At 45.8% G+C, this 21,329-nt stretch carries 14 protein-coding genes; 12 read left to right on the forward strand and 2 right to left on the reverse strand.

The genetic code is table 11. The features are described from left to right. Positions 1–41: 41 nt before the first annotated feature. The 10 genes from MHI52_RS06685 to MHI52_RS06730 all read left to right on the forward strand — a co-directional run bounded on the left by MHI52_RS06685 (position 42) and on the right by MHI52_RS06730 (position 16,611). Entirely contained in the window at positions 42–542 is a 501-nt protein-coding gene (locus MHI52_RS06685) for a holin family protein (RefSeq protein WP_405158711.1), read from the forward strand. Positions 543–1,059: 517 nt separating this feature from the next. Next, positions 1,060–2,007 (forward strand): glycoside hydrolase family 25 protein, encoded by a 948-nt coding sequence (locus MHI52_RS06690; RefSeq protein WP_036668876.1) that lies wholly within the window; start codon positions 1,060–1,062, stop codon positions 2,005–2,007. Positions 2,008–2,928: 921 nt separating this feature from the next. Continuing rightward, on the forward strand, positions 2,929–4,575 hold the full coding sequence (locus MHI52_RS06695) for an ABC transporter substrate-binding protein (RefSeq protein ID WP_405158712.1): 1,647 nt from the start codon (positions 2,929–2,931) through the stop codon (positions 4,573–4,575). 207 nt (positions 4,576–4,782) lie between these two features. Next, on the forward strand, positions 4,783–5,787 hold the full coding sequence (locus MHI52_RS06700; protein WP_315371528.1) for an ABC transporter permease: 1,005 nt from the start codon (positions 4,783–4,785) through the stop codon (positions 5,785–5,787). A 230-nt stretch (positions 5,788–6,017) separates the two neighbouring features. Then, a complete protein-coding gene (nikC, locus tag MHI52_RS06705; protein ID WP_339189219.1) occupies positions 6,018–6,917 on the forward strand; it encodes a nickel transporter permease in 900 nt (299 codons plus the stop codon). A gap of 1,353 nt (positions 6,918–8,270) precedes the next feature. After that, positions 8,271–10,151 (forward strand): molecular chaperone HtpG, encoded by a 1,881-nt coding sequence (gene htpG, locus MHI52_RS06710; protein ID WP_237176603.1) that lies wholly within the window; start codon positions 8,271–8,273, stop codon positions 10,149–10,151. Between the two features lie 682 nt (positions 10,152–10,833). Beyond that, complete coding sequence (locus MHI52_RS06715; RefSeq protein ID WP_074093901.1) at positions 10,834–12,249, forward strand: deoxyguanosinetriphosphate triphosphohydrolase family protein; 1,416 nt, start codon at positions 10,834–10,836, stop codon at positions 12,247–12,249. Between the two features lie 21 nt (positions 12,250–12,270). After that, positions 12,271–13,296, forward strand: a complete 1,026-nt coding sequence (locus tag MHI52_RS06720) for an MsnO8 family LLM class oxidoreductase (protein ID WP_405158713.1) — start codon at positions 12,271–12,273, stop codon at positions 13,294–13,296. Between the two features lie 284 nt (positions 13,297–13,580). After that, positions 13,581–15,293, forward strand: coding sequence for a methyl-accepting chemotaxis protein (locus MHI52_RS06725; RefSeq protein ID WP_405158714.1), 1,713 nt, complete (start codon positions 13,581–13,583; stop codon positions 15,291–15,293). A gap of 340 nt (positions 15,294–15,633) precedes the next feature. Further along, a complete protein-coding gene (locus MHI52_RS06730; RefSeq protein WP_340389379.1) occupies positions 15,634–16,611 on the forward strand; it encodes an RsmD family RNA methyltransferase in 978 nt (325 codons plus the stop codon). Between the two features lie 130 nt (positions 16,612–16,741). On the opposite strand, the gene MHI52_RS06735 is transcribed toward MHI52_RS06730, so the two are convergent. Continuing rightward, the gene (locus MHI52_RS06735) at positions 16,742–17,698 is read right to left on the reverse strand and encodes a D-2-hydroxyacid dehydrogenase (protein WP_405158715.1); all 957 of its coding nucleotides are present in this window, start codon (positions 17,696–17,698) and stop codon (positions 16,742–16,744) included. Positions 17,699–17,905: 207 nt separating this feature from the next. Between MHI52_RS06735 and thpR the strand changes: the two genes are divergently transcribed. Both thpR and MHI52_RS06745 read left to right on the forward strand, forming a co-directional pair. Then, positions 17,906–18,508 (forward strand): RNA 2',3'-cyclic phosphodiesterase, encoded by a 603-nt coding sequence (gene thpR / locus MHI52_RS06740; protein WP_047841961.1) that lies wholly within the window; start codon positions 17,906–17,908, stop codon positions 18,506–18,508. A 130-nt stretch (positions 18,509–18,638) separates the two neighbouring features. Next, positions 18,639–19,496, forward strand: coding sequence for a cell wall hydrolase (locus tag MHI52_RS06745; protein ID WP_047841962.1), 858 nt, complete (start codon positions 18,639–18,641; stop codon positions 19,494–19,496). A gap of 275 nt (positions 19,497–19,771) precedes the next feature. On the opposite strand, the gene MHI52_RS06750 is transcribed toward MHI52_RS06745, so the two are convergent. Beyond that, positions 19,772–20,986, reverse strand: coding sequence for a UDP-N-acetylglucosamine--LPS N-acetylglucosamine transferase (locus tag MHI52_RS06750; protein WP_047841963.1), 1,215 nt, complete (start codon positions 20,984–20,986; stop codon positions 19,772–19,774). Between the last annotated feature and the right edge of the window lie 343 nt (positions 20,987–21,329).

Below are 21,329 nucleotides of genomic sequence, written 5' to 3' on the forward strand. Positions count from 1 at the left end.
ACTTCTAAGGCTTCAAATATCAAACCAAAGGAGGTGGAACCATGGAACGATGGGACAACCTATGGAAATGGGGAATCGCGCTTATGAGCAGCTCAGTAACCTACTTTTTCGGTGGCTGGTCAGGCGTGCTCGGTGTACTACTCGTGTTTGTCATCCTCGATTACCTGACGGGCATCGCAGCAGCGGGTATGAGTGGCAAGTTAGAAAGTAACGTAGGTATGTTCGGCATCGCACGAAAGGTATTTATATTTGCAATGGTATCGGTGGCTCATCTGGTGGACGGTGTTCTGGGAGACGGACATTTGTTCAGGGATGCGGTCGCCTTTTTTTATATCGCAAATGAGTTGTTGTCCATTATCGAAAATGGGGGTAAGTTGGGCGCTCCAATTCCGCCAGTGATTCGGCAATCTATTGAAGTGCTCAAGGGCAAGGGGGGAACCGGGGAACTTCCCGGTAACTTCTCCCCGAAGGGCAAAGATTCTTTTTCCAATCTAGAAACAGAGGATGTTGAACCTTCTGAAACTCAAGATAACGTTAAATAGTTTGAAATATTTTTAGTGTCTTCTTTACTATACCGTTGCTGAACATCGCAAGTGTAGTTTTTTTGAACTATATACATCTATACAGATTGAACTTAACATTTTCACACAATAACGGAGAGGAGAGAAAAAACCTGAAAAAGCGAAGCCAAAAGCTTTCTGAAAGAAAGCTACTTCGTAAGCATAATCTCGCCTTTATCCTCCGGATTTTCCCCTTTATAAAGAGAATCAAAAAAATCCGGGGATAACAGCGATTGGAAGGTTATTCTGTCATCGGAGTGTCCGTGTGAACAAGGCTCAGTTCATTTCCAACACATCAGGGACACGCACACAAGCAACCCCTAATCCAACCGCATTAACTATAGGAGCATTTTGCATCAATCCAGAGAGTGACATCCAGTCAGCAATGTATAGATCAGAATGCTGTAGTCTGGCTATACTTGTACCCGGGAACGCTTGAATCGAATGATGTAAAATGCTGATACAAACGGCAATTTGCCGCATAAAGGGTGTGAGAAACATGCAAACGAGAAGTTCGGGCAACACACAGGGCATTGACGTCTCCCGATACCAAGGCAATATTGACTGGGCAAAGGTGAAGGCGAGTGGCATGACATTTGTGTTCATCAAGGCGACTGAGGGACAGACGTATACCGATCCGAATTATCAGAAAAACGTAACAGGCGCACTGGCGGCGGGTATGCTGGTCGGAACGTATCACTTCTTCCGAGCGACCTCTACCGATGTTGCCAAGGCAGAAGCGGCACATTATGCCAATACACTTAACAAAGTTGGAGGGGCCAAAGCGTTACAACTTCCACCCGTCATGGACTACGAGAACAATCCCGGCAACCTGAGCAAAGCGCAGATGAATACGGTTGCCAAAGCTTTTTTAACTGAATTACAACGTCTGACAGGTGTAAAACCGATCATATACACGGGCAATTCATTTGCCGGTAATTTTGACACATCACTCAGCTCATACGATCTGTGGATCGCGCGTTACAGCAACACCCGTGTACCGGACGACCAGCTGGCATGGAAGCGTTGGACGTTCTGGCAGTATACGGATTCGGGCAAGGTGAATGGTATTAGTGGCAACGTGGATATGAATGAATTCGAGGGAACAGCGGCACAGCTCAGAGCAAGATACGCAGCAGCAACTCCGAAACCACCGGAGCCATCCAATCCAACGAATCCAAGTCATCCGAATCCACCAACTGAACCACCGAAAGGGGGCGAACCGATGACAGCCGAAGAGAAAGCAACGTTTGATGCGCTCAAATCCCAGGTCGACAAACTACAGGCGCGTCAGCAAATGGAAGTTCCAGTATGGGCAAAGGCAGCTGTGGATGCAGCACTTGCATATGACACCAAAAATCCATTGTTCAGCATCGATAATGGGGCGAGTTATGATTTTTACCGTTTTATTACCGTGATGCATCGCAGAGGTTTGTTTAAAAAGTGAGCTGATTCTTAGCAAATTTAAATGTGGATTTTATCTGAATGTGGATTGAGTGGAGAAGGAACACGAGACGCTTTTTGTCGAACTGTGTTCCTTTTTTGTGTTTTATGTAAGTAATATTAACGCATATAATAAAGTTAAAGACTTATGTCTGTAAATCTCTTGTCTAATTGATTAATGTGATGTAAAGTAAGTTACACGAAATTGTTTTTCACCACAGTTTATTTACACAATCCTCCTCATCATGACAAAACCATAACATATGAAGTTATTGTAATGTCTCCCTGTTGTACAATCCAACATCTCAAGATGACTCGTTCATACATTTTATACATCCAATCTGCAAGAGACAGCCACTCTAATAAACAACTTACACATCCAAACAACCTAGCCTATGTTGAGTTTCTTTCATCCGTATTGCTAACGAACGATAACGATACCTAATCCGGTCTCCACACTCCATGCTCAACACGACACGCTCAAGGAACAGACTTTATTGCGTAGCCAGTAGCGTAGTATCCATATGCCCATCAGTATTTTTAATCTACCAACTTAAACCTGCTCTTACCAGTCCATAACCGTCCACTGTTGCTTATTGACCTTAGTTCAAATAAAACGCAACAATTTCATAGATTCATCTCACAAGATCCGTTGTTGAACCTTTTTCATTTTCTATAAAAGTAATCAAACGACGTCCTAAATCCATGTGCACGATCTGAAATTTACCTGTATTCTATACGTGTCCCATGCTGTTTTTACATTTTATACACATGTCTTACTTTTCCCAAAACTTTAATTCAGGTATCGCAGGCATCTAAAGCCTTTTATATGATACATAGCACCAAACCGATTGCCAACATTGGAGATCTTTCATGCCAGCATCACACACATTATGAGACAGGGAAGGGTGTTGTACGTATGCGAATGAGAAAAAAATGGATGTCCGGTGTTCTAACGATGGCCTTAAGTACCGTATTGGTGTTGTCTGGTTGCTCCAGTAACGAGAGTGGAGAGGCTACACCTGCTCCGGCGGAAGGAACCGACCCTCCAACCGAAACGGTAGCACAGGATACGATGATTATGGGACGTGGTGGGGATTCCGTAGCACTCGACCCGGCGATTGTGACCGATGGGGAGTCGCTGAAGATTGGGCATCAGGTGTTTGATTCATTGCTGGACTACAAGGAAGGCGGAACAGAGGTCATTCCTGGACTAGCAGAGAGCTGGGAGATTTCGGCGGATGGGCTCAAGTATGTGTTTAAGCTGAAGTCCGGTGTGAAATTCCATGATGGAACTGATTTTAATGCCGAGGCTGTTGTGTTCAACTTCAACCGCTGGGGTGATCCGGCGAGTGAATATAAATTCGAGGGAGATTCCTTCGATTATTACGACTCCATGTTTGGTCCAGAGGACGGACGTGTGATCAAGGAAGTGAAGGCGACGGACGAGACTACGGTGGAGTTCACATTGAACCAGCCACAAGCCCCTTTCCTGCAAAATATTGCGATGACGCCATTTGGCATTGCCAGCCCAACCGCGATTCAGGAGAAAAAAGAAAACTTCAAGAGCGAGCCTGTGGGCACCGGCCCATTTGTATTCAAAGAGTGGAAGCGTAACGACTCCATCACCCTGGAGAAAAACGCGGATTACTGGAAAGAAGGACTGCCAAAGCTGAACAAAGTGATCGTGCGTTCCATTCCGGATAATACCGCTCGCTTCAATGCCCTGCAAAACGGCGAGATTGATGTCATGGAAGACCTGAACCCGGACGATCTGTCCATCCTTGAAGGCAACAGCGAGTTGCAGAAGATCGAGCGTCCACCGTTCAACGTGGCCTATATCGGTTTTAACTTCAAGAAGAAACCATTTGATAATGTCAAAGTAAGACAAGCTCTCAACCATGCGGTGAACAAGCAGGCTCTTATTGATGCGTTTTTTGCTGGACAAGCTGAGCCTGCTGTCAACCCGATGCCGCCAACGCTGTGGGGATACAACGATACCCTTGAGGATTACCCATATGATCTGGAAAAAGCAAAAGCTCTACTGGCCGAAGCTGGCTTCCCTGACGGATTGCCTGATCCGGTAACCTTCTATGCAATGCCGGTATCCCGCCCGTATATGCCAGATGGCAAGAAGGTAGCGGAAGCAATCCAGGCTGATTTTGAGAAAATTGGAGTGACCGTCACCATCGAATCACCGGAGTGGGCAACGTATCTCGAAGATACAAAGGCCGGGGAGAAGGACGACATTTACATGCTCGGCTGGACAGGTGACAATGGTGACCCAGATAACTTCCTGTATACACTGCTGGATAAAGATGCCATTCCAAGCAACAACCGCAGTTATTATGTAAATGAAGAATTACACACATTGCTAACGGGTGCACAGAAAGAAACCGATCAGGACAAGCGTGCTGAACTGTACAAACAAGCGCAGGCGATGATCAAGGAAGACGCACCATGGATTCCTCTGGTACACACGACGCCAATTCTGGCGGGTAAAGCAAACCTGAAAGGTTTCGTCCCTTCTCCACTGGGCACCGAATCCTATGCCGGTGCGTATTTCGAGTAAGCTGTAAGCTGAACTTATCCATTTCAGGATAAATGCGATCTGAAGATGGCACTACAGTTCGGAGTGATTACGTTTTAATTCTTTCTTTCAAAGCGCTGGTGAGACGCAATGCTTGGCAGAACCCACATCCGGACGTAACTATCCAAAGCATGCGTTTTTGCCGGCGCTTTTTATTTTGCACGATATGTCGAAGGCAGGTGAACAGGATTGAACAGCTATATTGTCAAACGTGTGCTTGTGTTGCTGCCCGTACTGCTGGGCATGACCCTGATTGTTTTTTCCATCATCCACGCCATCCCGGGTGACCCGGCCGAGACCATACTTGGGCAAAAGGCAACCGAACAATCCAAGCAGGCCCTTCGTGACCAACTGGGTCTGGATAAACCCTGGTTCCAGCAGTATTTCGCCTACTTGGACGATTTGCTCAAAGGTGATCTGGGAACATCCATCCGCACCAAGGTGCCTATTGCCCAGGAAATTGTGCCTTATCTGACAGCAACCCTTGAATTAACGATGGCCAGTATGTTGTTTGCTGTCATTATTGGGGTGAATGCCGGGATTGTCAGTGCATGGAAGCACAACTCCTGGTTTGATTATTGCTGTATGGTCATTGCTTTGGTGGGTGTATCGATGCCTATCTTCTGGTTAGGTCTGATGGAACAATGGTTGTTCGCGAACAAGTTGCAGTGGCTGCCATCCATTGGGCGCATGAATGCACGTGATCCGGTGGAAGCCATTACGGGCTTGTATGTGCTGGATACGATGATTGCTGGACAATGGAATCAGTTGTGGACCGTAACCAAACATTTGATTCTGCCAAGTGTTGCACTGGGAACGATTCCAATGGCTGTTATTGCCCGGATGACCCGTTCCAGCATGCTGGAAGTGATGAGTTCCGATTACATTCGTACAGCAAAGGCGAAGGGACTGGGTCCGTTTTTTGTCGTATATGGACATGCGCTCAAAAATGCGTTTATTCCCGTCCTCACGGTTATCGGCATCCAGACTGGGTCATTGCTCGGAGGTGCGGTGTTGACCGAAACGATCTTTGCCTGGCCGGGCGTGGGACGTTATATATATGAAGCGATTAGTTCGCGGGACTATCCGGTGATCCAGAGTGGCATTCTGATCGTGGCGTTCTTTTTCGTGGTGATCAATCTGATTGTAGATTTGCTCTATGCCGTGTTTGATCCTCGTATTAGTTATAAATAGGGACTCCATAAAGAACCAATCTGCAGAAGCGAAGCTAAAAGCTTTCTAAAAGAAAGCTACATCGGAAGCATAGGCTGCGCATGTATCACCGGATTTTCACCTTTAAATAGGTGGATCAATATAATCTGGGGATAACAGCGATCAGAAGATGGTACTGCGATTGCAGTGCTTGAGTGTAATAGAACGCGCTGATCTTTTGTTATATTCATATCCAAGAAAGGAGACACCGCATGGCCAAATTATCGACCAATACCGGACCATCCATTGACGCTGCGTCGGCTAGCACATCCGGTCCATGGCGGGAAGCGTGGAGAACGTTTCGGAGAAATCGGCTTGCTCTTGCAGGTCTGATTATTATCGTATTTTTTATCCTGTTGGCCTTCCTCGCGCCATACATCGCACCTTACGATTACAAGGAACAGGTGCTGGTGGATCGGCTTCAGGCCCCTTCGGCAGAGCATTGGTTTGGTACCGATGATCTGGGGCGTGACGTGTTTTCCAGAGTGCTGCACGGGGCGCGTATTTCCTTGTGGGTGGGCTTCTTCTCCGTCATTGGTTCCATTATCGTGGGTACGTTGCTTGGTTTAATTGCCGGATTTTATGGAAAATGGGCGGACATGCTTATCTCGCGATTATTTGATATTTTGCTCGCATTTCCGGGGATTTTGCTGGCCATCGCCATTGTGGCGATATTGGGCCCGTCTTTGCAAAATGCACTGCTCGCCATTGCCATCGTGAACATCCCGACCTACGGAAGATTGGTGCGTTCACGGGTACTCAGCTTGAGACAGGAGGAATTCATTACGTCGGCACGGACACTTGGAGCGGGCAACGGTCGAATCTTGTTTCGCCACATCTTGCCCAACAGCCTTACTCCTCTGATCGTGCAAGGTACACTCGGAATTGGGACTGCGATCATCGAAGCTGCTGCACTCGGATTTCTAGGCATGGGCGCACAACCACCCGACCCGGAATGGGGTAAAATGCTGTCAGACTCCCGTCAGTTTATACAAAAAGCACCGTGGACACTGATCTTCCCCGGCGTTTCCATTATGTTGACCGTTCTCGGCTTCAACCTAATGGGCGATGGTCTGCGCGATACCCTTGATCCGAAAATGGCGAAAAAGTAGAATTATCAAACTCAAACTCAAACTCAAACTCAAACTCAAACTCAAACCGTAACCGTAACCGTAACCGTAACTTCTAACCCAAGCTCGAACTCAAACTGCAACTTTGATTTGAAACCCTAACTCTGCAAGCCTAACTTTTTCTGTAACGCAGCATGCGTGCCAAAGGCAACGTTAACACTAACCGTAAGCACTAATTTTTATCACAATCCTATCTCAAACCGTAACGGCCATCTTTTGCTTCAACTCTAACGAACCCGGGGGACCTTATTGTACGATTTCCAGCCAATTTCCCAGTCTAACGAACCTCACACGCGTTATTTTGCGAAAACCTGCGGAAAGTCTCAAAAGGTTGGCTAAAGTCGAGAAATAGCGTGTCTACAATTCGTTAGATTATGAAGTCATCCCAAAAAGGCCAATTAACGCCTCTGAGATTCGTTAGCGCGTGACTGTCGTACTGCTCAAGACATTCAAGCAACCAAGATACCAACATACAAACATACCAAAGTACCCATATAACCTACATCAGTCTCAACACAGTAAGACCGAGGATACTCCAAGGTACATTAAATGAATATGTTTTAACGCTATCTACTATATCAACAGACACATCACAATCTTTGACCATGCCGGTTCGAACTTTGGTTCGAGGCGGCTTTTGTTTTACCTGCGGGATTACTGTAAAATGATTGGTGATGCGCAAAAGTTAAAGAGTTATTCGATCTTTTAGTTAAAATAACCGCCTACGTATTGACACCCAATTTTCCCATATGTTATATAAAAGGAAGGGTTTAGCACTCCGATCATTAGAGTGCTAACAAATGATGTTTTACTATACGACTACATATGGAATGATTCTGTTTTTGAAAATAGATATTGAACCTGAGTAGGACATGCGAAGCCAAAGTGTGCAACAGACTTGAAGCTGCATTCCACGTCTAGGAGATATCACTTCATTGATATTCTCTATCCTAAAAAATCAGTCACTGATCAGATGCAAAAGTAGTGCAGGGGACGAAATCGATTTGGAGGAAGCAGAGCGTTCGCCTAAAAGCTTTCTGAAAGAAAGCTGCTACGGAAGCACACGCTATCACCGGATTTCTCCCTTTTAAAAAGGGAATCAAAGAAATACGGGGATAACAGCAATCCGAAAAACGATTCGTAACCGGAACGGCTACATTGCAGAACGTCGTGCACTTATTTTTACAGTGAGCCAGTTAGAAGTGAAGCACAATATCTGTGGACTAGAGCGATCAAAGGTTTTTGAGTCTACTAATGGCCGCAGGATTATCTCAGTTACTTTCTATTTTCAATCAAATCATTCGATATCCCAATTTGAAAGGAGTCCAACCACTCATGGCTAAAAAAGAATTCCAGGCAGAATCCAAACGTTTGCTGGATATGATGATCAACTCCATTTACACCCAAAGAGAAATCTTTTTGAGAGAATTGATCTCCAACTCCAGTGACGCCATTGATAAAATTTATTACAGAGCACTTACGGACGATGCGCTCGTTTTCAACAAAGAGGACTACTTCATCAAGCTCACGATTGACAAAGAAAACCGCACGCTCACACTGACGGATACCGGAATCGGGATGACGCAGGAAGAGCTGGAGAACAACCTGGGGGTTATCGCGAAGAGTGGTTCCTTGGCGTTCAAGAAGGAAAATGAAGCTAAAGATGGCCACAACATCATCGGACAATTCGGGGTTGGTTTCTACTCGGCATTTATGGTGGCGGACAAGCTCACCGTAACAAGTAAAACGCTGGGCAGCGACGAGGCTTGGAAATGGGAATCCGAAGGCGCGGATGGTTACACAATCACACCAGCTGAGAAAGATTCCGTAGGTACAGAGATCGTCCTGACGATCAAAGAGAATACCGAAGAAGATTCGTATGACGAATTTTTGGAAGAGTACCGCCTGAGATCCATCATCAAGAAATACTCCGATTTCATTCGCTACCCGATCAAGATGGATGTGACGGGTCAACGTCCAAAAGAGGGCACGGAGAACGAGTTCGAGGAATACCAAGAAGAACAAACCGTGAACAGCATGGTGCCGATCTGGCGTAAAAATAAAAGCGAACTGACCGAAGAAGACTACAATAACTTCTATATGGAAAAACGCTACGGTTTTGACAAACCGCTTAAACACCTGCACATCAGCGCAGATGGCGCAGTGGTGTACAATGCAATCTTGTTTATTCCGGAGAACACGCCGTTTGATTACTATACCAAAGAGTATGAAAAAGGCCTTGAACTCTACTCCAACGGTGTATTGATCATGGATAAATGCGGGGATCTATTGCCAGATTACTTTGGATTTGTCAAAGGTATGGTGGATTCGGAAGACCTGTCCCTGAACATTTCGCGTGAGATGTTGCAACATGACCGTCAGCTTAGCCTGATCGCGAAGAACATTAAGAACAAAATCAAGAGCCAACTGCAAAGCCTGCTGAAAGACGAGCGAGAGAACTACGAGAAGTTCTACCAAGCGTTTGGCCGTCAGTTGAAATATGGCGTATATAGCGACTATGGTGTGAACAAAGATACTTTGCAGGATCTGCTGTTGTTCACGTCTTCCAAAGAGAGCAAACTCGTGAGCCTGGACGAATACGTCTCCAGAATGCCGGAAGATCAGAAGTACATCTACTATGCATCTGGTGAGTCCATTAGCCGTATTGAGAAGCTGCCACAGATCGAGGGTGTTCTTGAAAAAGGGTACGAAGTATTGTACTTTACCGATGACATCGACGAGTTTGCAATCAAGATGATCACGAACTACAAGGAGAAAGAATTCAAATCCATCTCCAGTGGTGACCTGGGTATCGAAGATAGCGCGGACAAAGAAGAAACGGACGCTCAGGACAACGACAACAAAGAGTTGTTTGAAGCGATGCAAGCTCAATTGGCGGGTAAAGTCAAAGCGGTTAAAGCTTCCAAACGTCTCAGAAGCCACCCGGTATGTTTGTCCACTGAAGGTGAGCTGACGATTGAAATGGAGAAAATCTTGAAAGCTATGCCGAACAGCGAAAACGTACAGGCTGATAAAGTGTTGGAAATCAACGTGAATCACGATGTCTTCAAATCGTTGAAAGACGCTTTCGCGCAGGATCAGGAAAAGCTGAACCTCTACACTAGCCTCCTGTACCACCAAGCATTGTTAATCGAAGGATTGCCAATTCAAGATCCAGTAGAGTTCACCAACGATATCTGTAAGGTTATGGTGTGAAAATCCTTCGTACAAGGGTGCGATAATATCCTTGATGCAAAAGTTCATGTAGCTTCAAGAGTAGACTGCGTGAACATTAAGTTTAGTAGCTAAATCGCAACGCTGCATCCACCATATTCATCCGACAGGGCATTTCCGTCCTGTCGGTTTTTGTTTTTTACCCACAACGGGGAGGGTGCAGGGGAGGCATACTATCATTGAAACAAATGATGATATTTTCTAAATTGAACTTGATTTTCACTCGATTTTAGCGAGCTGGATGATGAATACCATTATGTATTTTAAGGACGCAAAAGTAGTGAAGGGGACGGAATCGATTCTGAAGAAGCGAAGCGCTCGCCTTTGTCTCCGGGTTTTTCCCTTAATAAAGGGAATTCAGAAAACCTGGAGACAACAGCGATCAGAAGAACGATCCGTAACCGGAACGGCTACCTGGTGTCACAGTGAGTACTTATGGTTGTTCTGCTATGGGAGCGAGCATATGTGAATAATGAGTTCAATATGAATCATTGTCATTTAGATGCACGGATGATAGTCTGGCAGGGTATAATAAGAGAAGATGACTGTTCATTACAAGTTGATGTAAGAAGAGATGACAATCGCAGACAGGTTTTACTTTTCGAAACCACAGATGTTGTGTATAATCACTCAAAATATAGACAGTCGGCTAGGAGTGATCCCCATGCAATGGAACGATCTGAGAGAACATAGACAATATCCTGAATTAACCAAATTGGATGGATCTCGTGCAGCGTATGAACGGGACTATTCGAGACTCATTCATTCACCGACCTTCCGTCGGTTACAGGGCAAATCGCAGGTGTTTGGCGCAGGAACGGGTGATTATTATCGTACTCGCTTGACCCATTCCCTGGAGGTGGCACAGATTGCACGAGAGGCTGCCCGAAGTTTGATTCGCCGTTTTCCCGAGGTAGACTGGGACCGCGCGGATAACCCCGGCCTTATTATTGATTCAGAAGTGGTGGAGTGCGCTGCAATCGCACATGACTTCGGTCACCCGCCTTTTGGACATAAAGGTGAAGAAGTATTGGATGGTATTCTGGATGACCTCATTAACACCGAGGCTAAGAAAATCATGAAAAAAAGCCGCAGCGCCAAAGTTCCCAAGGTCGAGTCTGAAGTACGTGCTGAGTTAAAACGGAAATACGAGCATTTTGAAGGCAATGCGCACAACTTCCGTCTCATTATGCACTTGGAGAAACGTGAAGATATCGACGGACTGAATCTGTCTGATGCGGTGTTACTAGGAATCAACAAATATCCGTACCCTGGGACAGAGAGCAAAAAAGGCATGTATCATCATGAGTGGCAATATATTCGGGAGATCCGTGATCGCTGGAACGTGCCGGCAGGCAAGAAGACGCTGGAAGCACAGTTAATGGACCTCTGCGACGATATTGCGTACTCCTCACATGACCTGGAGGATGGCATCAAAGCAGGCAAAATTGAAGTACATGAGCATTTTTTGCAAGATCCGCATGTGAATCGACTGATTGTGGATAAAATTACAACGCTGGAGGATCTGTTCTGGAACGGATGGACCCGAGAATCGATTGGGCAAAAGGTAGAAGAGGTCCTCGCTTCGTTCCTGCGCATCTGGAATGAAAAGATGCCGTTCTGCGAGCACGATTACTCGCGTACCCGCCGTGAGGTGAAAGCCTACTGGGTGAGCTTTTTTGTAGGCAGTCTTGGCGTTATTGACGACGGCGACTGGAAGAAGGTAACCTTTGTCCGTGAAGGGGCTGAAGACCTCGATATGCTGCGTACGGTGAGTGTGCTCAAAAGTTTTGCCTGGGTAACCATGATTCGTGACCTGCGTGTGCAGCGGCTACAGAAGCGCAGTGAGTGGATGATTAAGCGATTATGGGATGCATTCCTCGATCCGGAAACGTCCAAATCCATTATTCCATCCGACTGGCTGCAGCGGTATGAGAAGGATCAAGCCAAAGCCCAGCCGATCTGGACTTGGGAACACATGGTGATCGATTACATCGCAGGAATGACGGATGCATTTGCCGAGAAAATATATAATGAACTCTACGGTCTGAAGGTGGGTTCGATCTACGATCTGGATTAAAATTAACCGATATAAAGGGAGATGAGACGCGTGGCTAAGCGAATGAGTGAGATGTTCAGTCTGGGCGTACTTGACCTTGTTCCAAGGTTGAACGATGCCACAGCGGAACGGGCGCTTCAACAATCGGTGACACTTGCGCAACATGCCGAGGCTTGGGGATACGCCCGATACTGGACGTCAGAGCATCATGATATGGCTGAACTGGCATCGGCCTCTCCTGAAGTACTGTTATCGCACATCGGAGCAAGGACAACAACGATCCAACTTGGCTCTGGTGCGGTCTTGTTGCCGCATTATAGCCCGCTCAAGGTTGCGGAGTCGTTCCGCCTGCTGGCTGCGCTCTATCCGGGGCGCATTGAGCTTGGGCTCGGACGTGCTCCTGGCGGTGGACCTCATGCCACGATGGCACTCAGTGGCAATTACTTGCAGCATGTGTCCAAGCTGCCTGAATCACTCGCAGCACTCACAGAACTGCTCGAAGACCGTTACATGTACGAGGATCATTCCGTGACAGCTCGTCCGATTCCCGAGCTCCCGTTATCACTCTGGATGTTGGGAACTAACGTGAAGAGTGCAGAATTTGCGGCACGGTTTGGCATGGGATATGTCTTTGGTCAATTCATGAGTGATGCCGATGGTAAAGAGGCTGTAAGGCGATATCGAGAAGGATTTATGCCTAGTGCAACGATGAAGGAGCCTGAGGTTATGGTGGCAGTGAGCGTATTGTGTGCCGAGTCAGAGACGGATGCTTTGGACTGGAGTCGTGACATGGCGGAGAGGCGTAAGCTGAATGGGAAAGAAAATTCAACTGAGCCGAATTCAAGTGGTACCGCGGTCTCTAATACGAATGATGAAGCCGTTAGTGATCAAAATGAATCGGTACGACACTATGCAGGTACACCTGAGCAGGTATGGGCTCGATTGCAACAGGTGAGTCGCAGGCTGGATACGGAGAGGTTGCTTCTGGTTACGGCAGGACCAGATTATGAGCGCAGGTTGGATTCATATCGATTGCTGGCTGAGCATAAGACAGCAATACTGAACTAGGCTGATCACTTTATGATGTTAGCCGTTGAAATCCGAACAAACCGAAGAGCTGCAGATCGGGACTTTACCGTATGCTGCAGCTCTTCGGTTTGGACTTTGTCAAGATTCAACAATCTTTTACAAAACCAAGCATCTTAATGACAAAATAATGTTATAATACTTTACGTCTATTTTCCTATCGATATAATATAGAGAAGTTCTTTTGACAAGAGGTCAAAAGAAGGGAAAACAATGACATAAGCACCTGAATTCGGGATGACCGAAGAGGTCAAGGGGGAAATCATATGTTCAGCAGATTCAAGATCAAGAGTATCGGTCTGCGTATCAGCATCGCGTTCTACTTGTTAATCCTCTGTTTAATTATTTTGAGTGTCACGATTGTCACCCGGATGAATTCAATTGAAACCAACACTAACGAAATTACGAACAATTGGATGCCATCAATCCAGCAAATTAACCGGTTAAATTATACCACAGAACATGTTCTGTCACTAAGTTATCGTCACTTTGACGCGGAAGAAACAGACAAGGCATTTTTGTCAGAAGAGCGTACCAAGTATATTCGTGAAACGACGCAGGCGATTAAAATCTATGATCAGCAGGAGAAGTCTGCGGAAGAGCTCGAACACTGGAATGCGTTCAAGAACAAATGGGAAGCGTATCTCAAGATTAATACGCAATCGATCAAGCTGAGTGATGAGGGTCAGACACAGCTGGCGAAGGAAGTAGCTGATAAAGGTGCTGATTCCTTTGACACCATGCAAGTCGATCTTGATTATCTCGTGGAATACAATCAGGAACAGTCCAATCTTGCGGCGGCCCAAACGATCAGATCGGTACAGGATGGTAGATTAATCATCATTATCGGTGTTCTTGTCATGATTGCCATTACAGCGATCAGCATTCCGATTATTCGTTCACAGGTCGTGAAACCACTGCTACGTGTCATTAGTGCGGTGAAACTGATTGCAGAAGGACAATTGAATGTTCAGGACATACATACCAAACATGAGGATGAAGTTGGTGTTCTGGCCAAAGCGGTGAATGACATGAAAGGTAACCTGACTTCCATGGTTCTGAGCGTCAGACGAATTGCGGAAGCTGTTAATCTACAAAGTGGGGAACTGGCAATATCCTCAGAAGAGGTTAAGATTGGTAGTCGCCAGATTGCTGTGACAATGGAAGAGTCAGCCAAGGCCGCAGAGAGCCAGGCAGAGACAGCCGTGGAATCAGCTCGTACGGTTGAAGTGTTGAATGATCACATTCAGAGTCATACGGAACAAGGCAGCCAGTTGCGCGTCATGTCGGATCGTGTACTGGAACAAGGGCTGAATGGTCGCAAGGTGATGGAACAGTCGGTGCAGCAGATGCAACAGATTTCCGGCTCGGTCTCGGCTTCCATGGACAAAATGGAACGGTTGAATCGTAAAAATGAAGATATTTCCAAGCTGGTTCAAGTCATTCATGACATTGCACGCCAAACCAATCTGCTGGCATTAAATGCCTCCATTGAGGCAGCGCGTGCGGGAGAGAGTGGACGCGGATTCGCCGTAGTGGCATCAGAAGTGAGGAAGTTATCTGAGGCTGTGCAGAATTCGGTTGAAGAGATCACGGCGATTACCGAGGATATTCAGCAGGAGTCACAAGGGGTGGTTGCGGAATTACGTACGAACGTTCAGGAGACCGAACTGGGTCAGGAACATGTGCTTACTTCAGGTCAACTCTTCCGTACAATTAATGAATCGGTGGAAGGCATGGTTGGTGTAATCGGCACTATGACAGATGGTCTCGCAGGCATGCAGGAAGCAAGCGGACGAATGAATGATTTCAGTCAGCAGATTTCCGCTGTTTCGGAACAATCGGCAGCGAGTGTGGAAGAAGTTTCTGCATCGGCGGAAGAGCAAGTAAGTTCTATGGAAACGATTAGCGGCAACATTCAAAGTCTGAAAGAATTATCCGAAGATTTGCTTACATCCATTGAAAAATTAAAAATATAACCTTGCTCTTATAATAGAAGAAGCTGGAATCACGCAGGCGGCTAATGGTGAGAAATCAGTATGATATATGAGCTGTTGGCCTATAACGTTTACTGGCAAGAACGATTAGATTTCCAGTGTTATAATCTCAAAATAAAGTAAGGCGTTCCTCAACATGGGAACACCTTATTTTTTTTCTTCCAAATAGATACGTGCAAGGAAATGGATAGTTGTCTAGGGGCCTAACATTGTATACAATGACTACCTGAAAGCAAACGTATGAGTCGTATTTGATATGTCTTCAATGTGCCTACTATTTATATAGAAGAAACATGATTAATGAAGGAAGGAGAGGGGAATTTTGCCTGATGAAACACTTGGTATGTACGCTACTTCTGGGAAACACCTCTACACCTTTGCTTGCCACGAGAACGAGCAAGAATTATGCATGCTGGAGCTGACTACGTTGCTTGAACCGAGTTCGGAGATCCGTATGGATATGGGGTCGTATGTGTGGTCTGAACGATGTATTCCACCTGGACGCAGTCCTTTTATCCACGGCAGACTAGACGTGATCGGCGAAGGGGAGACTGTGATGGATCTGCTTCCTCTTGCCAAAAATATTCACCTGTTGCCAGATGAGACATTCAAGGTAGTTTGTCTAAAAGAAGGGGATCAAGCCCCTGATTATGCACAGTCTCGTCAACTGGAAAAAGAAGTTGGTATGTGTATTAAAGGCAAGGCACAGATGAAACAACCTAAGGTGACTTTCGGCCTAATCCGAACAGGAGAAAAATGGATCTTGGGCCAGTGGACAGAAGCGGACCGATCATGGCAGATTCATCGGCAGAAGCCGCAAAATTACTCAACTGGATTTGGCATCACGCTTGCGAGAGCGCTGGTTAATATTGCTGTTCCGAGAGTAGAAAATCATCGATTGCTTGATCCATGCTGTGGTATGGGAACGGTTGTGATTGAGGCTTTATCCATGGGAATTGATGCAAAAGGTAACGATCTCAATCCGCTGGCTGTCCGAGGTGCGCGAATCAATCTGCCGCATTATGGATATGATTCAGATCGAATCACACTGGGGGATATGAATGAACTGCAAGATTTGTATGATGCGGCAATTTTGGACATGCCTTATAACCTCTGCTCTGTACTTCCAGATGCTGAGCAACGAGCCATGCTGGAGAGTTTGCGCAGATTGGCAAAACGGGCGGTGATTGTTTCCACAGAGTGGGTAGAAGAGCACTTGTTGGAAGCAGGATGGACTGTAAAAGAGTACAGAACAGTACACAAAGGCACGTTTATACGTCATATTTGGCTGTGTATGTAAGCGTGAAAAAACAAAAACGCTACCTCTAAGGGAATTTAGATTTCCCAGAGGTAGCGTTTTTTATTGCGTACATATCCATTGATATCGTTGATCTGATTTGCACAATATTGCATGGGAACGGGTGTTTGTGTTAATATTTATGACTATAATCCACAAGGTTCACCGGCAGGGTATCGCCAGCGACGTAAGCTTCCAGATTTTTGACGAAAATATCAACTGCTCGATCCGCGTATTGCTCTGTACTTCCTGCGATATGGGGCGTAATTAACACGTTATCCATGCTCCATAGCGGGTGGTCTGCAGGAAGAGGTTCTTCTTCGAACACGTCCAGTGCGGCGAAGGCAACTTGGCCGTTTTGGAGTGCATTCAGCAAGGCTTCCGTTTTCACACTGGGGCCACGGCCGACATTGACAAAGCAGGCACCGGATCGGAACTGCTCAAATGCAGTTTGATCATATATATGTTTGGTTTCATCAGTTAGCGGTAAAATGTTAATTACATAATCGCCCTGGCTCAAGGCTTCATGTAAACCGGTCATGTCGTACATTTGGTCCACATTGGGGACATCCTTACCTGAGCGGCGAACTCCGATCGTGCGCATGCCGAGTGCTTTAAGAATACGGGCTGTTTCCGTACCGATCTCACCTACACCAACGATGACCGCTGTTTTGCCATGCAGTTCCGGCAGTGGTTTGGCAGGAGCTTTCCATTCGGCCTGCTGTTGATGCAGCATAGCTTGTCTCAGCCAGCGACTGTGGGATAACATCATGCCCAGAATAATTTCGGTGATTGGAATCGCGTGAACTCCATTTGCACTGGTGACCTGAACGTTCTTTTGTTGCAAATCTGCGAAGGGGAGATTGTCCACACCAGCAGACCAGACCTGAACCCACTTCAACAGGCTATCCTGTTTCAATGCATGTTCTGTGACGAGTGGGGACCAGCCGAGAATAATCTCAGCTTCTTTCAACTCAGCGGGGTCCAATTCCTTGGCTTTTCCGAATTTCAGGGTGTATCCTGGTGCAGTATTCTGAATTCGTTGTTGCTGTTCTTCGGATAGAGATGGAAAACATACAATTTTACCCATAATGTGTGGTCCTCCTGAGATAAATAGTTTGATGAGTTTGATGATTAAAGTGTATCAGATTTGGTGTTGGATGTGCATTAAGGTGGGAAATGCAGGAATCTAGCCTTATTTGCAAATGGTTATATTTGTGTCACTCTATACTTACCCAACTTGAAACGATATGTATAGTTATGAAATAATAGAGCGAACTTTAGAGAGGTGTATGCAATGAATAACCAATCACATCAGGATCATTCATCCCGACGGGAAAGATTGTTTGTAGCAATTCGTCTTCCTGTTGCTGTTCAGCAGTCTCTTCAGATGGATGCGAGGCTTGTACAGAACAAGCTAGATTTTCGTAAATGGACAGATCATAGAGATTATCATATAACCTTGCAATTTCTGGGGGATACGTTAGTTAGTGACATTGGGCACCTGCGAAAAGCATTGCGCTCAGCAGCAAGCGGATTTCAGCCGTTTGAACTTCAGCTTTCCGACTGGGGCACATTTGGACTTGAAGAAGCACCTAAGGTGCTTTGGAAAGGTGTTAGCGGAGAGATAGAGCACTTGTTTTCATTGCAAAAACAAATCGTGCAGGCAACTTCGCCCCTGGGGTATGAAGCTGAATTAAGACCTTATGCTCCCCACATTACCATTGCCAGAAAATATCTGGGACAGCTTCCAGGTAATGAAAATAAAGGGATATCTGGAGTGCTTCCGGAACATTCCACAGGTGTTAATTCATGGATGGTGGAGGACATTGTACTTTATGTGACAAGGCTGGGACAATCGCCAATGTATGAGGCCGTGGATACGTTCACTTTTTCCTGATAATCATTTTTATGCCATAAAATCACATTGACATAACGTTTATCCCTATGTAATATTAGCCATCGTTATTCAAATTCTTTTTTTTGGGTTACTTAGTTAAGGGAATTGTTTCGACAGGAGGAATCTTCGAATGAACATTATAAGCAAAAATCGTTGGGTAGCACCGATGTTATCAGTGCTGCTTGTATGTATAGTGGGGGTAAATGTCGTTCAGGCGACGGGGAAGTGGAATGAAGCTAGTGATAGTAAACAGATGACCGAACTTGCGGCTTCTGGGCAAAATAACCAAACATCTACGCAAGAAGAGAGGCGCATGATGGAAGATGGGACAAGTCTGTCCTCTAATCTGTCTGCCCAAACCGTAGCGTGGACTGAATCTCTGCCAGCGAAGAACTGGCTTACGACTGCTCAAGAAGAGCAGGAATTGCAAGAAGCCAAGGCCAAGAACAAAGCTAGAGCGGTAGCTGCGGCCAAAGCCAAAAAAGAAGCTGCACTGAAATTGGCCAAAGTGAAACGTGCCAAAGAAGTCGCTGCTGTAACAACTCCCCCCCAAAAACTATACTTTACACGGACCAAACTTCTGAACCAGGAAGACTCGAAACTTGCAACCTGGTCATACAGTGTGTCCGATAAAGAACTGCATCTGCTGCAAAAAATCGTCATGGCAGAAGCGGAAGGTGAACCGTACGAAGGCAAAGTGGCAGTTGCCAATGTTGTCTTAAACCGGCTGCGGTCAGCCAATTTTCCCGATACCATTTACAAGGTCATCCATCAGAAATCCCAGTTTAGTCCTGTAGCGAACGGACGTATGAAACGTGTGGTTCCCAACGAGGACAGCATCAAAGCAGTAAATGCTGCGTTGAATGGGAAGAAGGAAGTTGCCGATGATACGTATTATTTCTTATCATTGACGCTTGCCGACGATCTGACAGTTGCCCGCTCGCAGAAAAAAGTAAAAACGATCGGTCATCATACTTTTTACAAGTAATCGACCCGTAAATTCTGCAAACAGGCAGGGTAGTTAACTGTGTGTGCTTCACACGGCCCTTGAAAAAGCCTGAATCGTAGTTTTATTTCGTTATTAAAAAATATCGTTATACTCTAAATTACCCTTTTTTCTGCCAAATCATACGGTGGAATTAGTGAAAATAAAAGAAGGTTCCCTTCCAAAAATTCGGAAGGGAACCTTCTTTGTATATGGTGAGCAATTGTCTTGTCCCCTATAACACCTCGTGAGAGCTGTTCTATAGGTCCGTAGAGGCGTCAGAATGGTATTCTGGTACCTGACAAGGATGTGGCAGTAATTCCGGCTGTGAAGCGCTCCAAGGAGGTTGTTGTGACTTCGGCTGTCGTCGGAAACAATAAGTCATGAACAGCTTGAGCACAGCACTTCGGATCATAGACCGAATGGTTACCTGAATGATGCGCTACGTTCAGCGGGCTTTCAGTTTGAGTAGATGCCTGCTCCACTAGTTGTCTGAAACGATTGGTGATCACGTCGGCAGAGTGAATGACGTGGCCGTATCCGGCTTGTACAAAGTATTCACAGTTCTCTTCCTCTTGACCTGCAATCGGAGGAATGAACAACATCGGTAGACCCTTGGCCAACGCTTCAGTGCATGTCATGCCACCTGGCTTCGTAATCAGCACATCGGATACATCCATCAGTTTGCTTACTTCCCGTGTATATCCCAGAATACGAATATTCGGATGCTGGAAGCAAGGCATTTCCTTCATTTTTGCGATCATTTTTTCATTGCTCCCTAGACAGAAGACCAGTTGAACACGATCTGCCCAAGACGTGAGAGCTTTCATATGATCCTCATCAAACGAAAGTCCCCATCCGCCACCCATAAGTAGCGCTGTAGGCATGTTCTGAAGCCCCATCTCTTCCCGTAGCTTCACCTTATCTCCTGCTTCCCAGAAGTCTGGATGCACAGGGATTCCCGTGATCTGAATATGGGAGGGATCGACACCCCGGATCTCAAGCAATGCTTTGACCTGAGGGGTAGAGACCAGATATTTGTTCACTTCCGGATTAATCCATGTTCCGTGCACGTCATAATCCGTCACAACCGTATAGAGCGGGATATTCAGACCCTGGCGTTTGAGCCGGGAGATGACAGCATTCGGAAAAGGATGGGTACAGATCACCGCATCGGGTTTCAGTTGGGATACGACCTGTGCCGTCTGTGTATAGAAAATTCGGTGCAACGCCAGCTTGGTAAAACCATTTAATGATTTATTGTACTGTGTGCGGTACAACAGGCTGACCAGTTTGGGTTGAACCGATAGTGTCTTTCGATATGCAGAGAAAATTAGTGGAGCTACCGTTGGGTTCAAAAATTTGCCTAGTTCAATGACACGACTGTGAACATGTGGACTGACTTTTTTGATGCCATGTGCCAGCGCATGAGCGGCCTGAGTGTGACCGGTACCGAAACCTTCCGATAATAAGAGCACTCTTGGTTTTCGCATGAGTTCACCTTTATTCATAAGTTTTAATTCAAAATGAAGATATTCATTGTTTATTCTAGCTATGGAATGCGTTACTACATGAATATACATTGAAGCACAAAATCATGTTTCTTCTATGAATATTTACACCATATATCATACAATGAGACAACTTAAACTTCATTATATACACGTATTATCTGAGTCATCTTACACTATAGACGACGACAGAAGGAGTTTCCACTGCATTTAGGTTAAAAAATATTAACACAATTTTTAAAATGTTAGGGTTGCAATCTGTTTTCGAAGGTGGTATTGTAGTTTTTGACCGAATGACTGAATTGTATTTTTGGTCATTTATGTA

The sequence above is a fragment of the Paenibacillus sp. FSL H8-0283 genome, from assembly GCF_045040675.1.
Lineage (GTDB): Bacteria > Bacillota > Bacilli > Paenibacillales > Paenibacillaceae > Paenibacillus > Paenibacillus amylolyticus.

Excerpts from the sequence above, each read along its gene's own strand:
- MHI52_RS06690 (WP_036668876.1), top strand. The coding sequence starts at position 1,060 with ATGCAAACGAGAAGTTCGGGCAACACACAGGGCATTGACGTCTCCCGA.
- MHI52_RS06735 (WP_405158715.1), bottom strand. The coding sequence starts at position 17,698 with ATGGGTAAAATTGTATGTTTTCCATCTCTATCCGAAGAACAGCAACAA.
- MHI52_RS06685 (WP_405158711.1), top strand. The coding sequence starts at position 42 with ATGGAACGATGGGACAACCTATGGAAATGGGGAATCGCGCTTATGAGC.
- nikC (WP_339189219.1), top strand. The coding sequence starts at position 6,018 with ATGGCCAAATTATCGACCAATACCGGACCATCCATTGACGCTGCGTCG.
- htpG (WP_237176603.1), top strand. The coding sequence starts at position 8,271 with ATGGCTAAAAAAGAATTCCAGGCAGAATCCAAACGTTTGCTGGATATG.
- MHI52_RS06720 (WP_405158713.1), top strand. The coding sequence starts at position 12,271 with ATGAGACGCGTGGCTAAGCGAATGAGTGAGATGTTCAGTCTGGGCGTA.
- MHI52_RS06695 (WP_405158712.1), top strand. The coding sequence starts at position 2,929 with ATGAGAAAAAAATGGATGTCCGGTGTTCTAACGATGGCCTTAAGTACC.
- thpR (WP_047841961.1), top strand. The coding sequence starts at position 17,906 with ATGAATAACCAATCACATCAGGATCATTCATCCCGACGGGAAAGATTG.
- MHI52_RS06725 (WP_405158714.1), top strand. The coding sequence starts at position 13,581 with ATGTTCAGCAGATTCAAGATCAAGAGTATCGGTCTGCGTATCAGCATC.
- MHI52_RS06745 (WP_047841962.1), top strand. The coding sequence starts at position 18,639 with ATGAACATTATAAGCAAAAATCGTTGGGTAGCACCGATGTTATCAGTG.
- MHI52_RS06750 (WP_047841963.1), bottom strand. The coding sequence starts at position 20,986 with ATGCGAAAACCAAGAGTGCTCTTATTATCGGAAGGTTTCGGTACCGGT.
- MHI52_RS06715 (WP_074093901.1), top strand. The coding sequence starts at position 10,834 with ATGCAATGGAACGATCTGAGAGAACATAGACAATATCCTGAATTAACC.